Raw genomic sequence first — 19,645 nt, 5'->3', positions numbered from 1 at the left:
TGAGGGGCAGCTTCACCGCTTGCTCTGTCGTAAATGAGGCTCCTGAAATGCTGACATTATGGCGCCGCCAGCGTTGGTGGCTTACCCCGACTTTGCTCATCGCGCCCGCGATCGTGCTGTTCTTCACGGTTATCCTGCTGTCGGCGGTCAGAAGTCTCTGGATCAGCCTGCACGACTGGGATGGCTTTGGCCCGATGGTCTGGATCGGCTTCGGCAATTACGTCGAACTCTACAACGATCCGCAATTCTACGTGTCGCTGAAGAACAACCTGATCTGGCTGGTGATGTTCATGGCGGCACCACCTCTCGGGCTCGCCATCGCGCTGCTGGTCAACCAGAAAATCCGCGGCATGCGCTTCCTGAAATCGCTGTTCTTCATTCCGCTGGTGCTCGCCTCGGTGACGGTCGGCGTGGTCTTCACCTGGGTCTATACGCCGGAGTTCGGGTTGCTCGCGCTGATCTTCAGGGCGTTCGGGGCGACGGCGCCAGCGGTTCTCTCCGACGAGCATTTCGTCACTTTCGCGATCGTGATTGCCGCGCTCTGGCCGCAGATCACCTTCTGCATGGTGCTCTATCTCGCCGGCCTCAACAATTTGAGCGAAGAGCTGATCGGGGCAGGGCGCGTCGATGGGGCGAGGGGCTGGAACATGTTGTGGCACATCGTGCTGCCGCAGCTGACTCAGGTTACCTTCATCGCCATTGCCGTTACCGTCGTCGGGGCGCTCAGGTCCTTCGACATGGTGTCGGTGATGACGAACGGCGGTCCTTTCGGTTCGTCCTCGGTTCTCGCCTACCAGATGTTCGAACAATCGATTTTCTCCTACCGCTTCGGTTACGGCGCGGCGATCGCCTCCGTGCTGTTCGTGATCATGGCCGCCTTCATCGTCTGGTACCTCAGCCGCATCATCCATACCGAAGAAAGGGGAGGCTGATGTATCCTCGTCCCATTCCCGATGGCGCCATCTGGCAGCGCCGCCTCTACGTGCTCGCCGTCGTCATCGTCCTGCTGCTCTGGCTCTGCCCACTGTTTGCGATCATCCTCACCTCCTTCCGCTCGACCGAGGATGTCATGGGCGGCAATCTGTGGGGATGGCCGACCGGGATCGGCGTCATCGACAATTATACTGATGTCTTCACGCAGACACCGATGGCCCGCTACTTCCTCAACAGCCTGACGATCACCATTCCCTCGGTGATCGGCGTGCTGGTGCTCTCCACGCTCGCCGGCTATGTGCTGTCGCGCTACCGCTTTCCCGGCAACATGCTGATCTTCGCGCTGTTCGTCGGCGGCAATTTCCTGCCGCACCAGATCATGATGATTCCGGTGCGCGACCTGATGGTCCGGCTCGACCTGATCGATACCACGGCATCGCTGATCATCTTCCATGTGGCCTTCCAGACGGGCTTTGCCACGCTGTTCATGCGCAATTTCATCGCAGCACTACCCGACGAGCTGTTCCAGGCGGCGCGCGCCGAGGGGGCGTCTCCCTTCCAGACGTTATGGCATGTGGCGATCCCGCTGGTGCGGCCGGCGCTGGCCGCACTCGCCATCCTGATCTTCACCTTCATCTGGAACGATTATTTTTGGGCCGTGGTGCTGACCGTCAGCGACTCCGTCAAGCCTGTGACTGCCGGCCTTGCCAATCTCCGCGGCGAGTGGGTCTCGGCCTGGAACCTGATTTCCGCCGGCACCATCGTCGTCGCCGTGCCGCCCGTTATCATGTTCTTCCTGATGCAGCGGCACTTCATCGCCGGTCTGACGATGGGCGCGGTGAAGGGATGAGCGATCTCGACAACGGGCCCTTGGAAGTTCCGATTTCAACAGCAGAGAGCCAGGACGCATGACCAGTCTCGAACTCCGACAAATCAACAAGAATTACGGCGCCTATCATGCGCTGCGCGGCATCGATCTTTCCGTAGCGCAGGGCGAGTTCATCGTCATGGTCGGCCCCTCCGGCTGCGGCAAGTCGACGCTTTTGAAAACGATCGCCGGCCTGGAGGAGATCTCCTCCGGCCAGATCCTGATCAACGGCCGCGACGTCAGCAAACAGGAGCCAGGGGACCGCGGCATCGCCATGGTCTTCCAATCCTACGCGCTCTATCCGCATATGACGGTGGCGGAGAACATGGGCTTCGGTTTGCGCATGGCCAAGCGCCCTAAGGCCGAGATTGAGGCCGCCGTGGCGCGCGCCGCCAAGATCCTGAGGATCACCGATCAGCTGGAAAAGCGGCCGAAGCAGCTTTCCGGCGGTCAGCGGCAACGCGTGGCGATCGGCCGGGCAATCACCCGTTCGCCCGATGTCTTCCTGTTCGACGAGCCACTGTCGAACCTCGATGCGGCGCTCAGAACCCAGATGCGTGTCGAGCTCAGCAGCCTTCACGCCGAACTCGGCGCCACCATGGTTTATGTCACCCACGACCAGGTGGAGGCCATGACCATGGCAAGCCGGATCGTCGTCTTGAACCAGGGTGTGATCGAGCAGGTCGGCTCGCCGCTCGAACTCTACCGCAACCCAGACAATCTCTTCGTCGCGGGCTTTCTCGGCGCGCCGCGGATGAATTTCCTCGGCGTTACCGTTGACGAGGTTTCCGGCCGCTATATTACGGTTTCGGCGCCGGGCCTCATGCCGGTGACGATCGAGCTGGCGGAGGCGACGGTGCTGGCGAAGGGCGCCAGCCTGACGCTCGGTGTAAGGCCGGAAAACATATCGGTGGTCGCCGACGGGGCGCAGGGCGGGGCGATCAACGGCCAGGTCCGGCTGGTCGAGCATCTCGGGCGCGAAACCATTCTCTACATCGATGCCGGCAATCTCAGGACCATCGCCTCGGAAAGCGGCACCGGCAACATCACGGTGCAGCTCAGCTACGTCGCGCCTTTTGCCGCCGACCAGAACGTGGCGCTGAAGCTCGACGCCAGCGAACTCTATCTCTTCTCGCCCGATGGCGGACGCACGATCAGCGCCCGCAAGACGATCCTCGACAGATAACAGGAAACATCACCGTGTCCGACAAGACCGCAAGCCTTTCCGTATGGAACCCCGTCAAGACCGACCGCTTCCTCGTCGGCGCCCCGCATTATCCCGAGCACGTCGATGAAAGCTACTGGGAGCGCGATGCCGAGCGCATGGCGAAGGCCGGCTTCAACGTGGTCAGAATGGCCGAATTCGCCTGGCATATTCTCGAGCCGAAGCTCGGCATCTTCGATTTCGACCTGTTCGACCGCGCCATCGCCATGCTCGGGCGCTACGGCATCGACACGATCATGTGCACGCCGACGGCAACGCCGCCGCGCTGGCTGACCGTGGCGCATCCAGAGATTCTACGAGTCGACGGCAAGGGGCGGCCGATGAGCCATGGCTCGCGGCAGCACTGCGACACGGCAAGCCCGGTGTTTCGCGAACACAGCCGGCGCATCACCAAAGCGATGGCCGAGCACTATCGCGACAATCCTTTTGTCGTCGGCTGGCAGACCGACAACGAGCTGAACACCAGCATGCCGGAAAGCTTTTCCAAGGCGACGCTCACCGAATTCCAGGCCTTCCTCGCTGGCAAATACGGCGAGATCAGCAAGCTCAACACGGCGTGGGGCGGTGATTTCTGGGCGACGGCCTATGACAGCTTCGACCAGGTGGTGCTGCCGATCGAGTTCGGCCCGACCTTCCCGAGCCCCGGCCATCTGCAGGATTATCATCGTTTCCTCGCCTTCTCGACGGCACGATTTCAGCACGACCAGGTGGAGATCCTGCGCGCCGTCAAATCCTCCTGGTTCGTCTTTCACAATCTCGGCGGTCTTAGGGATATCGACTTTCGCGGCCAGTTCACCACCGATCTCGATTTCATCGGCTACGACATCTACCCGATGCTCTACGACGAGTTCCAGCGGCTCGGAAACCACGCCAAGGTCCAGGCGCTGCATCTCGATATCTGCCGCGGTTTTTCCGGCAACTATATCGTTCCCGAGCAGCAATCGGGCTTCGGCAGCCAGCCGGGCTTCTGCACGCTGACGCCGGAGCCGGGCGAACTGCGCCGCATGGCACTTTCCTCGGTCGCCCATGGCGCTGACGGGTTGATGTTCTTCCGCTGGCGTCCCGCGCATTTCGGCGCCGAGATTTACTGGATGGGCATCATCGACCACGACGACGTCGCCCGCCATCGCTATGACGAGGCCAAGCGCTTCGCAACCGAGATGACCGCCCTGTCGCCCAAGATCCTCGGCACTTATGTGCGCATGGATGTCGGCATTGCCGGCTCCGACTTCGATAATCAGGAAGCCCACAAGACCTATCCGATCGGCCTGCCGAGCCCGCAGGACGATGCGATCCTGCTGCACCAATATTGCTACGACCGCGGCATTGCCTGTGGCTTCATTCATCCCGAGGACGATCTTTCCAAGCTGAAGCTGCTCTATGTCCCCCACTGGGTGATGTGGAAGGACGAATGGACCGAAAGGCTGAAATCCTTCGCCGAGCAGGGCGGCACCGTCATCATCGGCGCTCGCACCGGCACGCGCAACGAAGACAACCACGTCATCCGCGAGACCGCGCCCGGCACCTCGCTGTCGCAGCTCACAGGCGTGCGCGTCGAGGATTTCGGCCGCCTTGCCGCTCCAGGCGCCAACGGGCTCTTCGATGTGATGGAGCGTTCCGGCGGGCTTGTCATTCCTCCGAACAAGCCGGCGGAATCACATCGGCGCGAACGCCGCTTCAAGATCGGCAATCGCGAGCTGGCTGCCGGCTATTTTTATGAGAACCTCGCGATCGCAGGCGATGTCGAGGTGGTCGCGGCCTGGTCCAACCGCTATGCCGAGGGCCAGCCGATGGCGACGTCGCGCAAGCTCGGCAAGGGGCAGGTGGTCTATGTCGGCACCTATCTCACCCCGGATCTGACGGCAGCGCTTGCCGAACGGCTGTTTGCACCTGTCGGCATCGAGCCGCTGCTCGGCGACCTTCCCGAGGGCGTCGAGGTGACCATGCGGATGAACGAAGAGCGCCGGTTGCTGTTCATCCAGAACTACACCGACCAGCCGGCCGCCATCGGCGGCGTTCCCGCTGGCCGCGACCTTCTCGGTGACGAAAAGCCGGTTGCCGGCAGGCTCGATCTCGAAGGCTACGGCTGCGCGATCATCGAGCTCGCGGGGTGACGCGGCTTTCGCGTGCAAGGCAGGGCCGCAGACCGGCCTCTGCCTGATCAAGGCGGGTTCGTAAACGACCGATAGTTTTCAATACGGCGACACCGTTGTCCGTCGGGATGTCGACAAACTTGACTGCCGACGTGAAACGAATTCGGCACGCTCGAAGGCTCATCACAACATAGGGACTTCGAGGCGGCGGGTGATCGACCGTCATCTTGGAGCAATCGAGCAAAGGGTTCTGCGTCTGAAATTGATAAAAAAAGAGCATCTCCATACTCAAACAGAACGGAGATGCTCTTCGTAGTTTAGTGCGGAGCCATACTTGTCGGCTCCACACCGCTCGCAACTGATTTATCGGCTATTCCTCGGATGTCGCCGGCGCGGGGTTCTCCAGAGAGGTGCGGATTTGATCGATCTTCCCGTTTGCTTCGCCAACCCCCAAGATGGTTTTGGCTTCGTCCAAAACCGCCGGGCTGACTTCACCGGTTTTCGTCGCTGAAGCCAATGCGTCCTCCAGCGCCTGATCCCCCAACAGAGGGTCATCGGCTGCGGGCTCGATTCCATTGTCGAGTTCATACTGGGCATAAGTCACGGCATAGGCCGCAATGGCCGTCATGCGTGGGTCGGACGTATGCATCAACGCCTTGTAGTTTCGCTTCAAGGAGTTCAGGCCCGCAAGTTGCGCCGACAGGTTCTTTTCTTTGGTGCTGACTTTGGTCTCGTCTGCCTTGACGGACTTGGACTTGCTTTCCGCCTCGGTGGATTTGCCTTTCACACCTTGAGATTTGGAGTTGCCATGGGTTGAACCGCTATCCTGGCTGCTGCTGCCATGGTTGCCGCTGTTTCCGCCGCCGCCGCCGTGACCGCCGCCGCCATTGCCCCCACTGTTGCCGCCACCGTTTCCACCGCTCTTTGCCAGCGCGGTCATGTCGATCCCGGCAATCGTTGCCGGGCTTGCTGCAAGAGCCAGCGAGAGCACGGCCAAGGACGCTAAGGTTGCTATCCGCATTGTTTTCCTCCAAATCCGATCAAGCGCCGTGCAGATGCACCGCTTGCACAGATACGAGAGGTTAGACGGTGATCGCCGACCGCACATCGGACCGAGGTCCGATGTCGGTCACGTCTATGGTCCTAGATGGCGTGGAATACTTAACGAATCCCTTTTTCATCCCCGCGCGGCGGCGAACACCTCTCGGCGCAGGGCACTTTCGCCCAAAGAGAATCACGCCAGGCGCAAATCGAGAAGCGGGTGCAGCTTCTTGAGATTCGGGAGGGACTTCGCTTGCCAAGGATATTGATTGGTGCCTTTGACTATGAGCAGGAGGTCGCCCATTTTTCTGGCTTCAATTGTCAACTTGGCCAGGAGATTTATGCCAGAGGAATTGAGGAATTCGAGGCCTGTGAGGTTGAACGTCACCTGTTTGTGCCCCTCATGGAGCAGGCCTGATACCAATGAGTAAATGGGCGCATAGGCGTCCGGTCCTGCCAGCCGGAATACGCCATCGAAATACACCTCGTTTTTCTCAGCCCATACACGGAAGTTTTCGTCGCTGATTTCCATTCTTCGCTCACAGATTGGAGGAGGGCGGCATCGCCACAGCTGCAGTCGTCGTCAGTATGATACGCTGGTCGTAGTTCTCTTCGAATGCCCATGCCATTTTTGCATCGTAATCGCTCAGAAGGGTGAGCAACCCCAATCCCGAACCGCTTTCTGCCGATATGGCATTGGTTTCGATTTGCTCAAGAAGAAGTTCCCCGGGGTCCCTCGATTGGAGGCGATGCAGCAGTTGCTGAAAGCGAGATGACGTCACGCCATCGATCGCGTTCTTCACCCTTATTAAAAAAGTACCGTCGAATATGCCGGCTTCAATCAGGATCTCCCCAGGCTGTCGAAACTTAACGGCATTTTCGATCAACTCATTGCTGAGATATCCGATGTCATGATGCGCCTGCACATAGTCTTTTCTTGAACGGGAATACCGCAGAGCCATGACCTCCGCGATAAAGTCCGAAGTCATTCCTGAGTGCTTCCATCCAAGCTGAAGCGGTCCGTCGCTTAACGTGAGGCGGGTGCTTGAATCCAGACTTATGCCCGCCAGAGATTCGATACCATATACCGTTGGCGTCATGTCTCACCTATGCCGCACTGCGAGAAGCGTGATGTCGTCGTAGATCTTCTGAGATCCAATGAAGAGCATCAGTGTCGTTACAATTCCGGAAACGATTTTCTCAGCGCTCTGATCCTTCAAGCGAAGTGCTTCGCGGCACAGACGTTCGATGCCGAATAGTTCTCCCGCGTCGTTTTCGGCTTCTGTTACGCCGTCCGTATGCAAGAGTATGAGGTCCCCTTTATCGAAGGCTATTTCACGGGTTTTAATGAAGGCAGAAATGTCGGCTTCCAACCCGATCGGTATGCCGAGATCCATCGTATCTATGCGCTCGACTTCGCCGTTCGCCCGCACGACAACAACTTCCTCGTGTTGTCCCGACAGGATCATCTCTTTTCCGTCGTAATCAAGAAACGCCAGGGTGAGATGCTTGTCGATTTTAGTCCTCACGATATTTTTAAACAGGGCGCTGTTCAGGTCCGTGAGAAATTTGACTGCATCGGTGTTTCCGGCTTCCTGCAGGGCGCGGGCGACGGACTGAACCATCAACATCAACACGCCGCTTTCGAGCCCGTGTCCGGTGACGTCGCCGATGCCAATCTTCAATCGGCTTCCGTTCTTCAATACGTCGTAATAGTCGCCACCGACTTCTTCCGCCGGTCTCATATAGGCTGCGATCTCGAGGGCCTGAAATTCTTCAAGCTCCTGATGCAGCGGAAGAACCATGAGCTGGATTCTCTCGGCGACGGCCAGCTCTGTTCCGAGACGTCGATTTTCACGCTGGAGCTGTGCGTTCAGTGTCGAAATCTCTTCCTTTGCATCTTCGATTTGAGCGGTTCGCTCTTCGACGAGCTGCTCGAGATTTTCGGTGTGATAGCTGATCTCTTCGGCCATGCGATTGAAGGCTTCACCGGCCTCACCGACTTCGTCCCTGCTTGTGATGGCCACTCTGACGGAATAATCCTTCGCCTGAATCCGTTTGGCGGCCCCTGCCAGGGCGCTGATTCCGCTGGTTATTCGTTTCGAGGCCGCAAAGACCGCGATCGTCACGATCAGCAGGGACATCAGGATCGCCAGAATTTGGTAGAGCACGATCCGGTTCGTCGCTTCGGAAATCTTGGCCTGGGCCGCATAGAGCGAGGCATCGATTTCTCGCTCGGGCACAACGACCCCCAGCAACATCGACTCTTGCCGAACCGGGCCACTGACCCAGAGATTGGTCGCCGGCAGTTTCTTGACGATAGCGATATAGGGGACCTCGTTGCCGTCCTGCTGCAACAACAAATGTTGGATGCCCTGTTCGCGGTCGAGGGCCAGTTTTGCTATCGCAGGCTGGGAGCTTCCCTTCAGGGAGCGCTCCAGGCCGGTCAAGGCGCCGGCTCCGCTCGGATCGCTCGCAGAACGCAGACCGAGGGTTTTTTCTCCTGTGCTGTTGATCGCCACAACGTTTCCGTCGGACATTGCGAGAAATCCAAAGCCGGACTGGGCCACTTTCACATTCTCAACAATCTGCGCGAGCTGGTCGAGGGTGATATCGGCGCCGGCCGTCCCGGCGACATCCTTCCGGTCGGCTGTCCACAATGGATGAAAGAAACTGACGATCAGCTTTCCGGTAATGGCATCGGTATATGGAGCGGTCTGCGTGATATCGTCCGCGACCGGCCGCGTTTTCGCGTCCTTGGCCCAGCTCTGCCAGGACTCGTAAAGCCCGGGGAAAAAGAAGTCCCAGAAATCGGCTTCGTTGTGCCCCGAATAAAGGCGATCGAAGGTCTGAGCCTGGTCGGTGTAAGGCGCCGTCCTGAAGATTGGCCGTTCTTTCGGTCCGATGTAGTACATCTGCAGCTTGGAAGCGCCGTGCTGCAGCAGGCTCGGCGCAACGATGTCAAGAACCGCGCTCGTCTCTAGATCGCGCTGAATGTCGGGTTTCGGCCGATGGTCAGGTCCGAGCAAGTAACCCCAGACGCTCACAACCGAAGCGGAGCCGGGCAGGTTCTGAGACCATTTTCCCTTCTCATCGTAAACAAGGCTGACGCTGCCAGGCGATGTGCGGGCGATTGCCGCGCCGACGTCCGAATTGCGGGCGGGATCATCGATCTGCGCCTGGAGCACGCCTGCCAGCGTACTGACGTCGCTATGAACCTGCCGCAGGAGCAAACTCACCTGGGCTGCGGTGGAATCGGCATAGGTGCGGATGTATTCCTGGCTTGCTGCTTCGAGACCCTGTCCGACTTCGAGGGTGGCGTCGCGCGACAGCCTCTGAACATTCCAAAGCGCTAGGCCGCCGCTGACCAGCAAGTCGAAAAGGACGGCGCCACCGACGACTAGGATGAACTTCGCCCGAAATGAGCCCAGTCGTGCCGGTCTCTTCGATGATGATCTCCCGTCCATCACAGCGGCTTTCGGCCGGAAGCGGCCCAGATCGGCCAGCCTGCGTAACCCTTGGGGTGAAGAGCAGCAAAGATATGATCTCTGAATCCTTGCCGGAACCTGCGAATGAAATCTGATGAGTCCCCCCGCCGGACGGCCATCTCGCCAGCATAGACATTCTCCCAAGCTTCGATGATGTCTGCGAAGTCTTGGGGATCCCCGTCAAGGTTCGTGACCATAAAGCAATCGACCTTGATGCTATCGAACCCGGCGTCAGCAAGAAGATGGCGGCTTTTCGGCCCCATCTCGACATCCATGTCGAAGTGCTTGAACAGTTTGGCGACCTCCTCATAAGTCCATTTTATGGATTCAGCATGTGGCTCGCCCAGACAATGCGAATTTTTTTCATTGGTGATGTAGACGCGGCCACCAGGTTTACAGATGCGGTAAAGCTCCCTGAGCAGCGTCTCGGGACGGTTGAAAATCTGCAGTGAATGTCGGCAGGTGACAAAGTCGAATTGATTGTCTCGCAGCAGCATTTGCGACGCGTCACCATAGGTGTATTCGATTCCCTGCAGATCGAAGTCGGCAGCGACCCTGCGTGCATACTCGAGGCTGCGCACGGAGTGATCCAACGCGACAAGTCGTGCCGGTTTAAATTCTCGTTGAACCAACGCCGCGAAGTCCCCAATTCCGCAACAGATATCCGCGATGACAAGACCGCTGCGCAAACCGTGGCGAGGCAACAGTTCGCGTTCGTGCTGCCATGTCATCTTCGTCTGGGTGCGCAGAATGGGAATGAAGCTCTCATCCTCGACAAAGCTCTGGCCGGGATAAAACGCCGAATCGTAGACTTCAACCGACAGGTTTGGTTGTGCTGCCGCCAAGGTCTGGAACAACGAGGTCGACCATGCCACCACGCTCGACGTAACGATGACGATCTTCCGTTCAGGCATGGTCCGGCAGCTTTCCGTGAGCACCTCGGAAAGGGCTGCGAAGGCCGTCATGTTGATATGCGTCAGGCGTTTGACATTGAGATAAACGACGCCGCTGTAATTTTCCAAACTTTGCCGCACGAGTTCGAGAGCATCGGCAATCTCGTCGGAGCTTTCAGGCCGCATCTTGCCGGACAACAACAGCTCCTGATTTGTCGGATCAAAATGAACGGTGAAGGGGCGGGCAAGCAGGGTCATCGGAAATCCTCGGCCGAGGGGAAATCCGCGATGATTTGCATCCTGCGGGCGCCGTCTTGCTCAATTCGGATAGCGGCGCGGAATATGGTTGCCAGATCTCTGAGCAAAATCGTCCCGCCGGACTTCAGGTCAGACCCGGCGCCCGGTAGAGACTGGCGTTCACTTGATTTCATACTCGTACTCTCGCGGTCCTCGCGGGCAAAGGCAATTCTCAGCCGGTTGAACGTCGCGCCCCGATAGAGGCTGAAACTTATCCTTCCCGGCTCACCCGTCGAGCGAAAGGCTAGTTCAACGAGCTCGTTGGCTGCGACGGAAAGAAAATTCGAATATCGAGCGGGATCGCTGTGACCTTGGCCGAGAATGTCTGAGAGATATTCGGTAATCCTGTCGCAAAACTGCCACTGAGATTTGAACGTCGCAACGTTCAATTCCAGCGATACCATCGGCGCCAATGCATGGTCATCGAAGCCAGATGCTTCCTCTTCCAATACAGCCTCCATCAGTTGTCTGGAGCGTCAGATGCCCTCAAAAATCACTCGTTCTTTATACCAGAACGTGGCTCACGGATGTTTCAGCCCGGTTGATGAACTCGCCGATCGCCTCGACCGGAAGCGGCCTGCTCACCAGATAGCCCTGAAGCCTGTCGCAGCCCACACTGCCCAACCATTCCGCCTGAGCCGGAGTCTCGACCCCTTCGGCCGTCACCTGCATGTCAAGACCATGTGCGAGGTTGACGATACAGCGGACGATCGTCTGGCTTTTCGGATCGCTTTCCAGATCGGTGATAAAGTATTTGTCGATTTTGATCGTGTCGAAAGGGAATGTCTTCAGATAACTCAGGGAGGAATATTCGGTCCCGAAATCATCAAGCGAGATTCGTATGCCCAGCACGTTGAGAGTGTTCAACGTATCGATATTGTTGACGGTCCGCTCAAGGAGCACGCTTTCGGTTATTTCAAGCTCCAGACGGTCGGGCGGTAGCCCGACCAGGTCCAGCGTCTGGGACACCCGATCCGTGAGGCCGCTCGTCAAGAATTCAGCCGCGGACAAATTGACAGCGACGATATAGTTCTGCGGCCACTTCATTGCCTCGCGACATGCCTGCTCCAAGACCCAGGCACCTATTTCCGGCATCATTCCATCGGCCTCGGCCATCGGAATGAATGCCGTTGGTGGGATTATTCCAAGGAGAGGGTGGTGCCATCTGAGCAATGCTTCGAAGCCGACAATGCTGCCGCCCTCGGCAATGGGTTGGTACTCTACAGAGAATTGTTGTTGGACCAGAGCCATGCGAAGGCTGCGGCGCAGCAGTTCGCGTTGTTCCAGCAACTCAAGCATTGAGGGATCAAAGGGTCTCGCGCGACCGCGCCCGTCCTTCTTCGCGGCGTAGAGTGCGACGTCGGACGCCTTCATCAGCTGCTCCGGACTTGTACCGTCCGGTGGAGCAGCTGATATGCCGATGCTGGCACCGACAAATAGCGCGATGCCATCTATCGTGAAGGGCTTTTTGAATGCATCAACCAAAGCTTCTGCTAGCTGGTGTCCTTTGGCGGGATGTCCCGGGCCTCTTGATATGACGGTGAATTCGTCACCCGCCAGTCGATAGGCTCTGTCGTCCTCGGTAAGGCACTCTTGAATGCGGCCTGCAGCGAGCTGAAGAAGCTTGTCGCCGGCCGGATGCCCAAGCGTGTCGTTAACGGGTTTGAAATCGTCAAGATCGAGTTGCATCAGGGACAAAGTCTCGTTCGAACCGGCGGTCTCCTGTAGCAATATAGTGAGGTCCTCACTGAACTGGCGTCGGTTCGGCAGTCCAGTGAGTGGATCGTGGGTGGCCAGGTGCAAAAGGGTTGCGCGTTCATCGTCGACAGATTCCTCGGACCGAACTACGGCAAACAGATCTCCGATCCGATAGATCGTCAGTCCGTGCGACGCTGGCGTGCCAAGATTACCCGATATTCGCAAAGGCTGAGCGCTGTCGCCCAATGAACGGAGGGCGAGCGTAATCGCCGATTTGTCCAATTCTGGAAAATGCTGCCAAAACGACACTGCTGGTTTGACAGAAGCAGGCAGCTCATTGCCCAGCAAATTCTCGACGGGATTGAAATCGCGGTCAAAGAACAAAAGCCGGTCGATCGAGCTCGAAGCTTTTGACTGTGTTTGTCCGAGCGCCGAGGGGGCCGCATGAATTTTCCGCATGTCCAGGCCCTCCCTAGTCGCATGTAAAACCAGATAATGTAGCAAATCAGATCCCGCACAACCTGTGCACGCCAAGATTTACATTAGGTATTTCTGATTAACAATCCCCAACCTCTGCCCAACTCGCACACGGATGGGCTTATGCCATGTCTTTATTACCGCGACCCATTTGCATCCATCGTCTCGGCGGCGACCCTCTCGACAAACTGAGGGCAGGGGATCTCACGCTCCCGATCCGCACTCTGTCATGAACCAGTCGATGAAGCGGCGCACCGGCTTTTTCGCCCAGCTGTTCGATATGACGTAATAGCCCTGGTTCTCAGCCGTCGCGATGTCGGAAAGCACCAGCAGATCGCCGCGCTCGATCTCCCGGCGGAACACCTCGACTGGGCAGAGCGCCACACCATGCCCGGCGATCACGGCCGTCGCAAGCATGTTGAAATCCTGGAATATCGGGCCTCGAAGCGGCTCCGGCGCTTTCTGGCCGGCCTTGCGGAACCATTCCTTCCAGCCGTCGATGGATTCGTCGTGCAGCAGATCGGTGCCGCCGAGCGAGACGTCGCCGATCGTCCAGTTGCGTTTGGTAATGTAGTGGCGGCTGGCGACAGGCTGGTTGCGGCGGGAGAAGAGCAGGCGGCTTTCCCTGCCGCCGCTCAGATCCTCGCCCATGGTGATGAGCACGTCGAGGCTCTCGTCGTCGAAGCGTTCTTCGGCGCGGGCATAGACGATCCTGACGTCGAGATCGGGGTTGCTTTCCTGGAACGAGGGCAGGGCAGGGACGAGCCAGCGCGATGCGATCGAGGGAATGCAGCCGACGGTGATGGCGCGCATGTCGTGATCGCGTCGCATGTTGCCGGTCGCATGCGCAATCGCCGCCAGCGATCCGGAGATGGCCCGGTAATATTCGCTGCCGGCTGCGGTCAACGCAACGCCGCGGCCCGATTTCTGCAGCAGCTTGCGGCCGAGCCAGTTTTCCAGATGCTTGATTTGATGGCTGATCGCCGCATGGGTGACGTGCAGCTCGTCGCCCGCTTTCGAAAGGCTCATCAGGCGGGCCGTGGCTTCGAAAGCGCGCAAGGCATTCAGCGGCGGCAACTGCATGTGTAAAATTTCCTAACAGATGACGCAGGAATCATCATTTGAAAACGCCGGCCATTTCAATAGCTAATTGTGGTGGGCGATGAAAATGAATCATCGCTACATCTTCAATAATTTGTCAGGAGAATCGGCGATGTTCGTCAGAAATCTGAAGGAGGTGGAACTCACCGAGCGTTTCGTCGACTGGGGCAACGGCACGAGCCACCGCCTGCTGACCAAAGACGACGGCATGGGCTTTACCGTGTGCCATACCGTCGTTCGCGCCAATAGCGAGGCCCTGCTTCAGTACCGCAATCATCTGGAGGCCTGCTATTGCATCAAGGGCGAGGGCGAAGTGGAGGATATGGACGGCAACGTCTTTCCGATCCGGGCCGGCGATATCTACGTGCTCGACAAGCACGACCGCCATTATCTGCGCGGCGGCAAGGATCAGGACCTTATTCTCGTCAGCATCTTCAATCCGCCGCTGGCGGGAACCGAACGGCACGACCTGCACAACAAGAGCGGGTCCGAATATTGAGCGATCCCGTCGTCGACGTGGCGAGGTGAACAGAGCCCGGCAAATGGCGGGCTCTGCTTCCGGCGCGAACGGTAAGGCGTCCGCTGCCTATTCGTGGCGACATAAGCGCTGCGTTGCCTTATTGCTGCGGCGGCTGCTGCCCCTGCTGCTGTTGTTGCTGGCCCGGGGGCGGCGTGCCGATCTTTTCCAGAACCTTCTTGGCCAGAGCCGGGTCACTCTGCGCGGCCGTCAGGATCGACGAGTATTCCTCGACGGAGATATCGGGAGAAGCCTGGACGGTATCGACCATCTGCTTCTTGGCTTCTTCCTGCAACTGCTGCTTGGCGGCCTCGTCCTTCGTCGCGCCGATCTTGGCGGAATATTCCTGTCTCACCTTGTCGACCTGCAGATAGGCAACGGCGAAGGCCTCGATTTTCTGATCGCTGACGGGAGCGGTCGCACCGCTGCCGCCGGGCTGTCCCTGCGGTTGCGCCTGCGCCGGCTGCTGTTGCGCCTGGGCCATGTCGACAGCGGATGCCGGGCTGAAAGCAAGCAGACTGAAGACTGCCGCGCTCAATGTTGCGACAGATGTGTAACGAGTGATCATATTCATTCCTCTTCAAGTGCATGATTTGGTTGGCAGCAGGACCGCCTCGGTCAATCGCTCAGCCCTCAAAGGCAGGGCGAGGTCGTGACGATGGAACCTTTAAGAGGGCACGGTGCGGCGATAAGGGGGCGATTTGCTGACGATTGAGCGGCAGCTTTGTGACAGTCGGCTCGTTGGCACGCGTGGAAAATTCCAGTCATTGTCGGACTCTGCGGCCCGGATCTTCGGCGGTGTTCATCGCTTATCTGGATCAGAAATGCCGGCAGGAACGTGGCGACGACTGCCTCGGCGTGGCGGTAAATCTCCTGATTCGTCAGAACGGCCTTTCCCGGCCTCGTCTTCGTAACGCTAAGCAGCCTCGACCGGCCCGAACTGATCGAGCCGGGGTGGAGATGTTCACCCGGCGCCGGCTGGCCTGGGCAAGGCCGCTCGATCTTCCGCAGTTCGAAGGCATGCCCGGTTGAGCCGCGATGCCCTAAAGCGCGTCCCAATCTTTCAGCGTTTTCTCTTGCGCTTTAGGTCTTTGTTTCCACGCATATCGTTATCGCAAAACGGCTGCACACTTTTGCGTGACATGCTTTTAGCAATTTTTCTTGAAGAAAAGTTCGATCCGGTGTCGGATCGGCCAAGCCCCACCCGTCCTAGGTTCGTCCATTCAGTCCATTCAAAAGGATCATGACCATGCCGAGTACCATACGCCTGCACCGCGTTCTGGCGACCAGCCCGGAGAAAGTCTATCGCGCATTCCTGGAGGCGGACGCGCTTGCCAAGTGGCTTCCGCCGAACGGCTTCCTCTGCACCGTGCATCATTCGGAGCCGGTTGTCGGCGGCACGTTCAGAATGTCCTTCCGCAACTTCACGACGGGCAATAGCCACGCCTTCGGCGGCGAATATCTCGAGCTCGTCCCGGGCGAACGCCTGCGCTACACCGATAGGTTCGACGACCCCAACCTGCCTGGCGAAATGGAAGTCACCGTGACGCTGAAGAAGGTTTCGGTCGGCACTGAGGTGGATATCGTGCAGGCAGGTGTGCCTGACGTCATTCCGCCCGAGGCTTGTTATCTCGGCTGGCAGGAGTCGCTTCGAAACCTCGCGAGAATCGTCGAACCCGACATGCAGGAATAGCAAAAGATCGCGCCGGATTGAGTCGATCCGGCTGAGATCATCTGATGGCGCGTTTGGCGAGAGCGTGCCGGGCGGCCGTGGCGCCCCAGTCGTCGGAAAGGTCCTGCCCTTCGATTTCGGCTTCGGCGATCGGGGTCGCGCGGATCAGCGGTACGGAGCCGAAAGGCAGGCCATCGATCCGGCCTGCGTCGCGGCTCAGCATGATGCGGGACATCGGGAGATAATCCTCGGTCAGTCGGCAGAACAGGATGGCGCCGTGCTTCTCGACATCGCGGGCGACGCGATGACCGTCTGCCACGAGGTCTCCGATGTTGATCAACAGGTTCGCCCAGTTTTCGATCCCCGCCGTATCCAGTCTCGCAGCGTCGAATTCCATGAAAAGCTCGCATTCGACGCCGTTCTCCGGCTCGGATATGCCGGCCCAGGGGGTCGACAGCCCGTCAGTGGCAAGTGTCAGTCTTCCCGGCGTGTGGATGGCGAGGATGCGGCGATGCGGGCCGAACCATTTTGTCTGGGCGTGAATATTGGCCGTTCCGCGCTCGACGGCGAAGTCCTCCTGCAGTGTGCCGCGGCTCTGCCAGAAGGCGCGCCGCGCAGCCGCAGCAATCTCGTAGATCGGGTCGTCGGGGCCGCGCGGTACGATCGTCTGGTCATAACTGGTTTCGAGCGCGATCTTCGCCTGCATGAACGGAAATTTCGGCTTCTTCCAGCGGATCACCATCTTGTTGAAACGTGGCCCCTCTGAGGCAGCGAGCTTTTCGACGACATCCGCGATGCTGTCGAGCGGATGCCTGGAATCCTCCGGGACATGCTTTCCCTCGGCATCGAGGTAGCCGCCCGTCCGGGAGGAACGCCCCGCCTGCATCGTGGTGGCGGTCCATTCGCCGCTGACCGCGCCTGCCGGCGCCTTGCCGAGAGCCGGGGCAAGTTCCCGGATCGCATCGTCAATCGAATAGGATGCCACGTCGCCCCTCCGCCTTCGCCCGAAGATCGTATCCCGCGGCCGCTCGGCCGCGACCAGAAGCTAGCGCGGCGGCGTCTCCATTCAATAGCGGCTGGAGCAGGGGGCTTTCCTGGGAGGTGAAACGCACCGGCGATTATTTGCTTCCGTCATTCGGCCGCGCTTTGGCGCTGTCGTTGGTCGTCGACGAGGCAGTTTTTCCGTCCGGTTGCTGCCCGAAATATGTACCGCCGAGATGGCCCCCGGCGCTGGTGTTCTTGACCTGCTGTTCGGCGCGTTTCCGAAGTTCACGAACGTTGGTCTTGCTCATTTTTCGGCTCCATGGTTGAGGTGGACCTCTGATCAACCGATGGCGGACGACACTGTTCCATATTTTCTGCTGGAACCCTTCGTCCTTCGGATGGTTTATCCGCCATGAGATTCCTGGCCATCATCATAGCGGGCCTGGCGCTCGTGGCACCTGCAGCGCACGCCTTCGCGCTCCTGAACAAGATCGGGATGGCGAAGGCGGACTATTTTATCGCGCAGCAGGCCTATGCCGGATGGTGGATCGTCGGTCTGCTCCTGCCGCTGGCGCTCGTGGCCAATATCGGCAACGCCGTGACCCTCAGGGCTGATGGAAGCGCAATGATGTTGTCGGTTGCGGCAGCCGCGCTGATCGCGCTCAATCTCGTCATCTTCATGATCTTCACCCAGCCGGCGAATGCGGCGACGGAGAACTGGACCGTGCAGCCGGAAAATTGGGAAAGCCTTCGCACCCAATGGGAATATTCGCACGCGGTCAATGCCGTGGTCACTTTGCTTGCTTTCTGCTGCGCCACGCTTGCCTCGCTACGATAAAGCGCGCTTCGCGCGAAAGTATTGCCGCGGGAACACTTGCTGGTCTTTTCGGTTTTCCCTGTTCCAACCAAGGAGGAACCACGATGGGCATGACGACACCGAAAGACGGCGCCCCCGGCACGACCGATCAGTCACCCCGCTGGGAAGGGCCGAAGGCAAATAAGCCCCGCGGCTACATGAAGGCCAAGGACGATCCGGATCGCGACCGCGATGCGTATGGCGAAAACAATCGCGACCCCGAGACGAGAGATCTCGGCGACGCGCTGAAGCAGAAGGGCGATTGACATGGGCAATCCGAAAAAAGATGCCACCGGCCAGTTCGCCAAGTCGCGGGCTGACCGGAAGAGCAGCGGCGTCGCCAGCGCCAAGCCGACCGTCATTACCGGCTCCGAGGATGCGACGGTGAACAAGAACCCGCCTGGCAAGAACAAGCCCGAAAAGGATTGGGACATCAATTATGACCCCGCCGACATGAACGAGGGCCGCTCGCGTTAGGCAGCTGTTTTTGGGAAGGCGCTCCGACGGGGGCGCCCACCTCTTCCTTCCAGGCCCCGAGCGCCTCAGCAAGGATGGGCTCTCTTAAAAATAGGCCGGATGGTCGATGTCGGCGAGCAGGCCGGGTTCCTGCGGCTGCCAGCCGAGCAGCGCGCGGGTGTGCTCGCTAGAGGTTGGGATGTCGAAGCCGGCGAACATGGCGAACCAGCCGAAATGCTCGGCCGCTTCTTCCCGTGAGAGCGACACGGCGGGCACATCGAGCCGCCGGCCGATGACCTCGGCGATCTGCCTGAAGGGAACTCCCTCTTCCGCGACTGCTAGGAACGGGCCGCCGGCGGCGCCGCGCTCCAGCGCCAGCCGATAGACACGAGCGGCATCGAGCCTGTGCACGGCCGGCCAGCGGTTCTGGCCTTCGCCGATATAGGCAGAGACGCCCTTCTGCCGGGCCAAATCGATGAGGATCGGCACGAAGCCGTGGTCCCCATGGCCATGCACCGAGGGCGGGAGCCGGACGGTGGATGCCCGCACGCCACGCGCGACAAGCGATACCGCGGTGATTTCGGAGGCGCGAGGGTAGGTCTCAGATGTCGGCATAGGCGGATCCTTCTCGGTGCCGACGCGGCCGGGGGCAAAGCCGAGGCCGGCTGTGACCAGCAGCGGATGATCGGAGCCTTGGAGGGCTTCGCCGAGTGCCTCGATGGCGCGCCGGTCGGCGGCGCAGTTCTCTGCGAATTTCGAGAAATCATGGTTGAATGCCGTATGGATCACGGCGTCTGCCTCAGCCGCACCGCTTTTCAGACTTCCCAGATCGTCGAGCGTGCCGTGATGGACTTCGGCGCCGGCAGCGGCCAGTTGATCCGCTCCCTTGTCCGAGCGGGTGAGGCCGAGCACCTGATGGCCAGCGGCGATCAATTCATTGACGACAGCCGAGCCGACCCAGCCGGTGGCCCCAGTGACGAATACGCGCATGTGATATCTCCAGTTTTTGCCGGAGACAGATATCGGCTCTGTCGATATCATGGTAA

At 59.3% G+C, this 19,645-nt stretch carries 21 protein-coding genes and 1 pseudogene; 10 read left to right on the top strand and 12 right to left on the bottom strand.

The window, feature by feature from the left end:
* Positions 1-47 precede the first annotated feature (47 nt).
* From N2A41_RS13150 to N2A41_RS13135, 4 genes are read left to right on the top strand one after another with little or no spacing between them, the layout of a single operon-like run.
* A complete protein-coding gene (locus N2A41_RS13150; protein ID WP_162116119.1) occupies positions 48-932 on the top strand; it encodes a carbohydrate ABC transporter permease in 885 nt (294 codons plus the stop codon).
* The gene (locus tag N2A41_RS13145; RefSeq protein WP_260108961.1) at positions 932-1,783 is read left to right on the top strand and encodes a carbohydrate ABC transporter permease; all 852 of its coding nucleotides are present in this window, start codon (positions 932-934) and stop codon (positions 1,781-1,783) included. Before N2A41_RS13150 ends, N2A41_RS13145 begins: the two co-directional genes overlap by 1 nt.
* Positions 1,784-1,841: 58 nt before the next feature.
* Positions 1,842-2,987 (top strand): ABC transporter ATP-binding protein, encoded by a 1,146-nt coding sequence (locus tag N2A41_RS13140; protein ID WP_260108960.1) that lies wholly within the window; start codon positions 1,842-1,844, stop codon positions 2,985-2,987.
* 14 nt (positions 2,988-3,001) lie between these two features.
* Positions 3,002-5,140: a beta-galactosidase gene (locus N2A41_RS13135; protein ID WP_260108959.1), complete on the top strand. Its 2,139-nt coding sequence runs from the start codon at positions 3,002-3,004 to the stop codon at positions 5,138-5,140.
* Between the two features lie 349 nt (positions 5,141-5,489).
* Here N2A41_RS13135 and N2A41_RS13130 read toward each other — a convergent pair whose 3' ends face one another.
* From N2A41_RS13130 to N2A41_RS13095, 8 genes are all read right to left on the bottom strand, one after another.
* A complete protein-coding gene (locus N2A41_RS13130) occupies positions 5,490-6,140 on the bottom strand; it encodes a hypothetical protein (RefSeq protein WP_260108958.1) in 651 nt (216 codons plus the stop codon).
* 213 nt (positions 6,141-6,353) lie between these two features.
* The gene (locus tag N2A41_RS13125) at positions 6,354-6,692 is read right to left on the bottom strand and encodes a slr1659 superfamily regulator (protein WP_222249534.1); all 339 of its coding nucleotides are present in this window, start codon (positions 6,690-6,692) and stop codon (positions 6,354-6,356) included.
* A 7-nt stretch (positions 6,693-6,699) separates the two neighbouring features.
* Entirely contained in the window at positions 6,700-7,260 is a 561-nt protein-coding gene (locus N2A41_RS13120) for a slr1658 superfamily regulator (protein ID WP_222384070.1), read from the bottom strand.
* Positions 7,261-7,263: 3 nt separating this feature from the next.
* Positions 7,264-9,627 (bottom strand): SpoIIE family protein phosphatase, encoded by a 2,364-nt coding sequence (locus N2A41_RS13115; RefSeq protein ID WP_222331649.1) that lies wholly within the window; start codon positions 9,625-9,627, stop codon positions 7,264-7,266.
* A complete protein-coding gene (locus tag N2A41_RS13110) occupies positions 9,627-10,799 on the bottom strand; it encodes a class I SAM-dependent methyltransferase (RefSeq protein ID WP_260056361.1) in 1,173 nt (390 codons plus the stop codon). Before N2A41_RS13110 ends, N2A41_RS13115 begins: the two co-directional genes overlap by 1 nt.
* Positions 10,796-11,287: a hypothetical protein gene (locus N2A41_RS13105; protein WP_162116128.1), complete on the bottom strand. Its 492-nt coding sequence runs from the start codon at positions 11,285-11,287 to the stop codon at positions 10,796-10,798. The genes N2A41_RS13110 and N2A41_RS13105 overlap by 4 nt, the downstream gene beginning before the upstream one ends.
* A gap of 55 nt (positions 11,288-11,342) precedes the next feature.
* Positions 11,343-12,995 (bottom strand): putative bifunctional diguanylate cyclase/phosphodiesterase, encoded by a 1,653-nt coding sequence (locus N2A41_RS13100; RefSeq protein ID WP_222331651.1) that lies wholly within the window; start codon positions 12,993-12,995, stop codon positions 11,343-11,345.
* A gap of 222 nt (positions 12,996-13,217) precedes the next feature.
* Positions 13,218-14,096: a LysR substrate-binding domain-containing protein gene (locus tag N2A41_RS13095; protein ID WP_017964894.1), complete on the bottom strand. Its 879-nt coding sequence runs from the start codon at positions 14,094-14,096 to the stop codon at positions 13,218-13,220.
* Between the two features lie 130 nt (positions 14,097-14,226).
* Here N2A41_RS13095 and N2A41_RS13090 point away from each other — a divergent pair, with 130 nt between their 5' ends.
* The gene (locus N2A41_RS13090) at positions 14,227-14,613 is read left to right on the top strand and encodes an ectoine synthase (RefSeq protein WP_162116130.1); all 387 of its coding nucleotides are present in this window, start codon (positions 14,227-14,229) and stop codon (positions 14,611-14,613) included.
* A gap of 118 nt (positions 14,614-14,731) precedes the next feature.
* Here the strand turns inward: N2A41_RS13090 and N2A41_RS13085 are convergent, their stop codons facing one another.
* Positions 14,732-15,205, bottom strand: coding sequence for a DUF4168 domain-containing protein (locus tag N2A41_RS13085; RefSeq protein WP_260056359.1), 474 nt, complete (start codon positions 15,203-15,205; stop codon positions 14,732-14,734).
* Positions 15,206-15,520: 315 nt separating this feature from the next.
* Between N2A41_RS13085 and N2A41_RS13080 the strand changes: the two are divergent.
* Positions 15,521-15,663 (top strand): annotated as a pseudogene (locus tag N2A41_RS13080) (GFA family protein); the annotation flags it as partial.
* Positions 15,664-15,880: 217 nt separating this feature from the next.
* Positions 15,881-16,324, top strand: a complete 444-nt coding sequence (locus N2A41_RS13075; RefSeq protein WP_260108957.1) for an SRPBCC family protein — start codon at positions 15,881-15,883, stop codon at positions 16,322-16,324.
* 37 nt (positions 16,325-16,361) lie between these two features.
* Here N2A41_RS13075 and N2A41_RS13070 read toward each other — a convergent pair whose 3' ends face one another.
* Complete coding sequence (locus N2A41_RS13070) at positions 16,362-17,288, bottom strand: hypothetical protein (RefSeq protein WP_170255109.1); 927 nt, start codon at positions 17,286-17,288, stop codon at positions 16,362-16,364.
* A gap of 133 nt (positions 17,289-17,421) precedes the next feature.
* The gene (locus tag N2A41_RS13065) at positions 17,422-17,595 is read right to left on the bottom strand and encodes a hypothetical protein (RefSeq protein WP_017964889.1); all 174 of its coding nucleotides are present in this window, start codon (positions 17,593-17,595) and stop codon (positions 17,422-17,424) included.
* Between the two features lie 104 nt (positions 17,596-17,699).
* Between N2A41_RS13065 and N2A41_RS13060 the strand changes: the two genes are divergently transcribed.
* The 3 genes from N2A41_RS13060 (at position 17,700) to N2A41_RS13050 (ending at position 18,620) form a co-directional block, all read left to right on the top strand.
* Positions 17,700-18,125: a hypothetical protein gene (locus N2A41_RS13060; protein WP_260056357.1), complete on the top strand. Its 426-nt coding sequence runs from the start codon at positions 17,700-17,702 to the stop codon at positions 18,123-18,125.
* 83 nt (positions 18,126-18,208) lie between these two features.
* Positions 18,209-18,409, top strand: a complete 201-nt coding sequence (locus tag N2A41_RS13055; protein ID WP_017964887.1) for a hypothetical protein — start codon at positions 18,209-18,211, stop codon at positions 18,407-18,409.
* A 1-nt stretch (position 18,410) separates the two neighbouring features.
* The gene (locus N2A41_RS13050; protein ID WP_017964886.1) at positions 18,411-18,620 is read left to right on the top strand and encodes a hypothetical protein; all 210 of its coding nucleotides are present in this window, start codon (positions 18,411-18,413) and stop codon (positions 18,618-18,620) included.
* 84 nt (positions 18,621-18,704) lie between these two features.
* On the opposite strand, the gene N2A41_RS13045 is transcribed toward N2A41_RS13050, so the two are convergent.
* On the bottom strand, positions 18,705-19,589 hold the full coding sequence (locus tag N2A41_RS13045) for an SDR family oxidoreductase (RefSeq protein WP_260108956.1): 885 nt from the start codon (positions 19,587-19,589) through the stop codon (positions 18,705-18,707).
* Positions 19,590-19,645: the final 56 nt, after the last annotated feature.

Source organism: Rhizobium sp. SRDI969 (genome assembly GCF_025152725.1).
Classification (GTDB): Bacteria; Pseudomonadota; Alphaproteobacteria; order Rhizobiales; family Rhizobiaceae; genus Rhizobium; species Rhizobium leguminosarum_I.
This window is presented reverse-complemented; position numbering and strand designations above follow the sequence as displayed.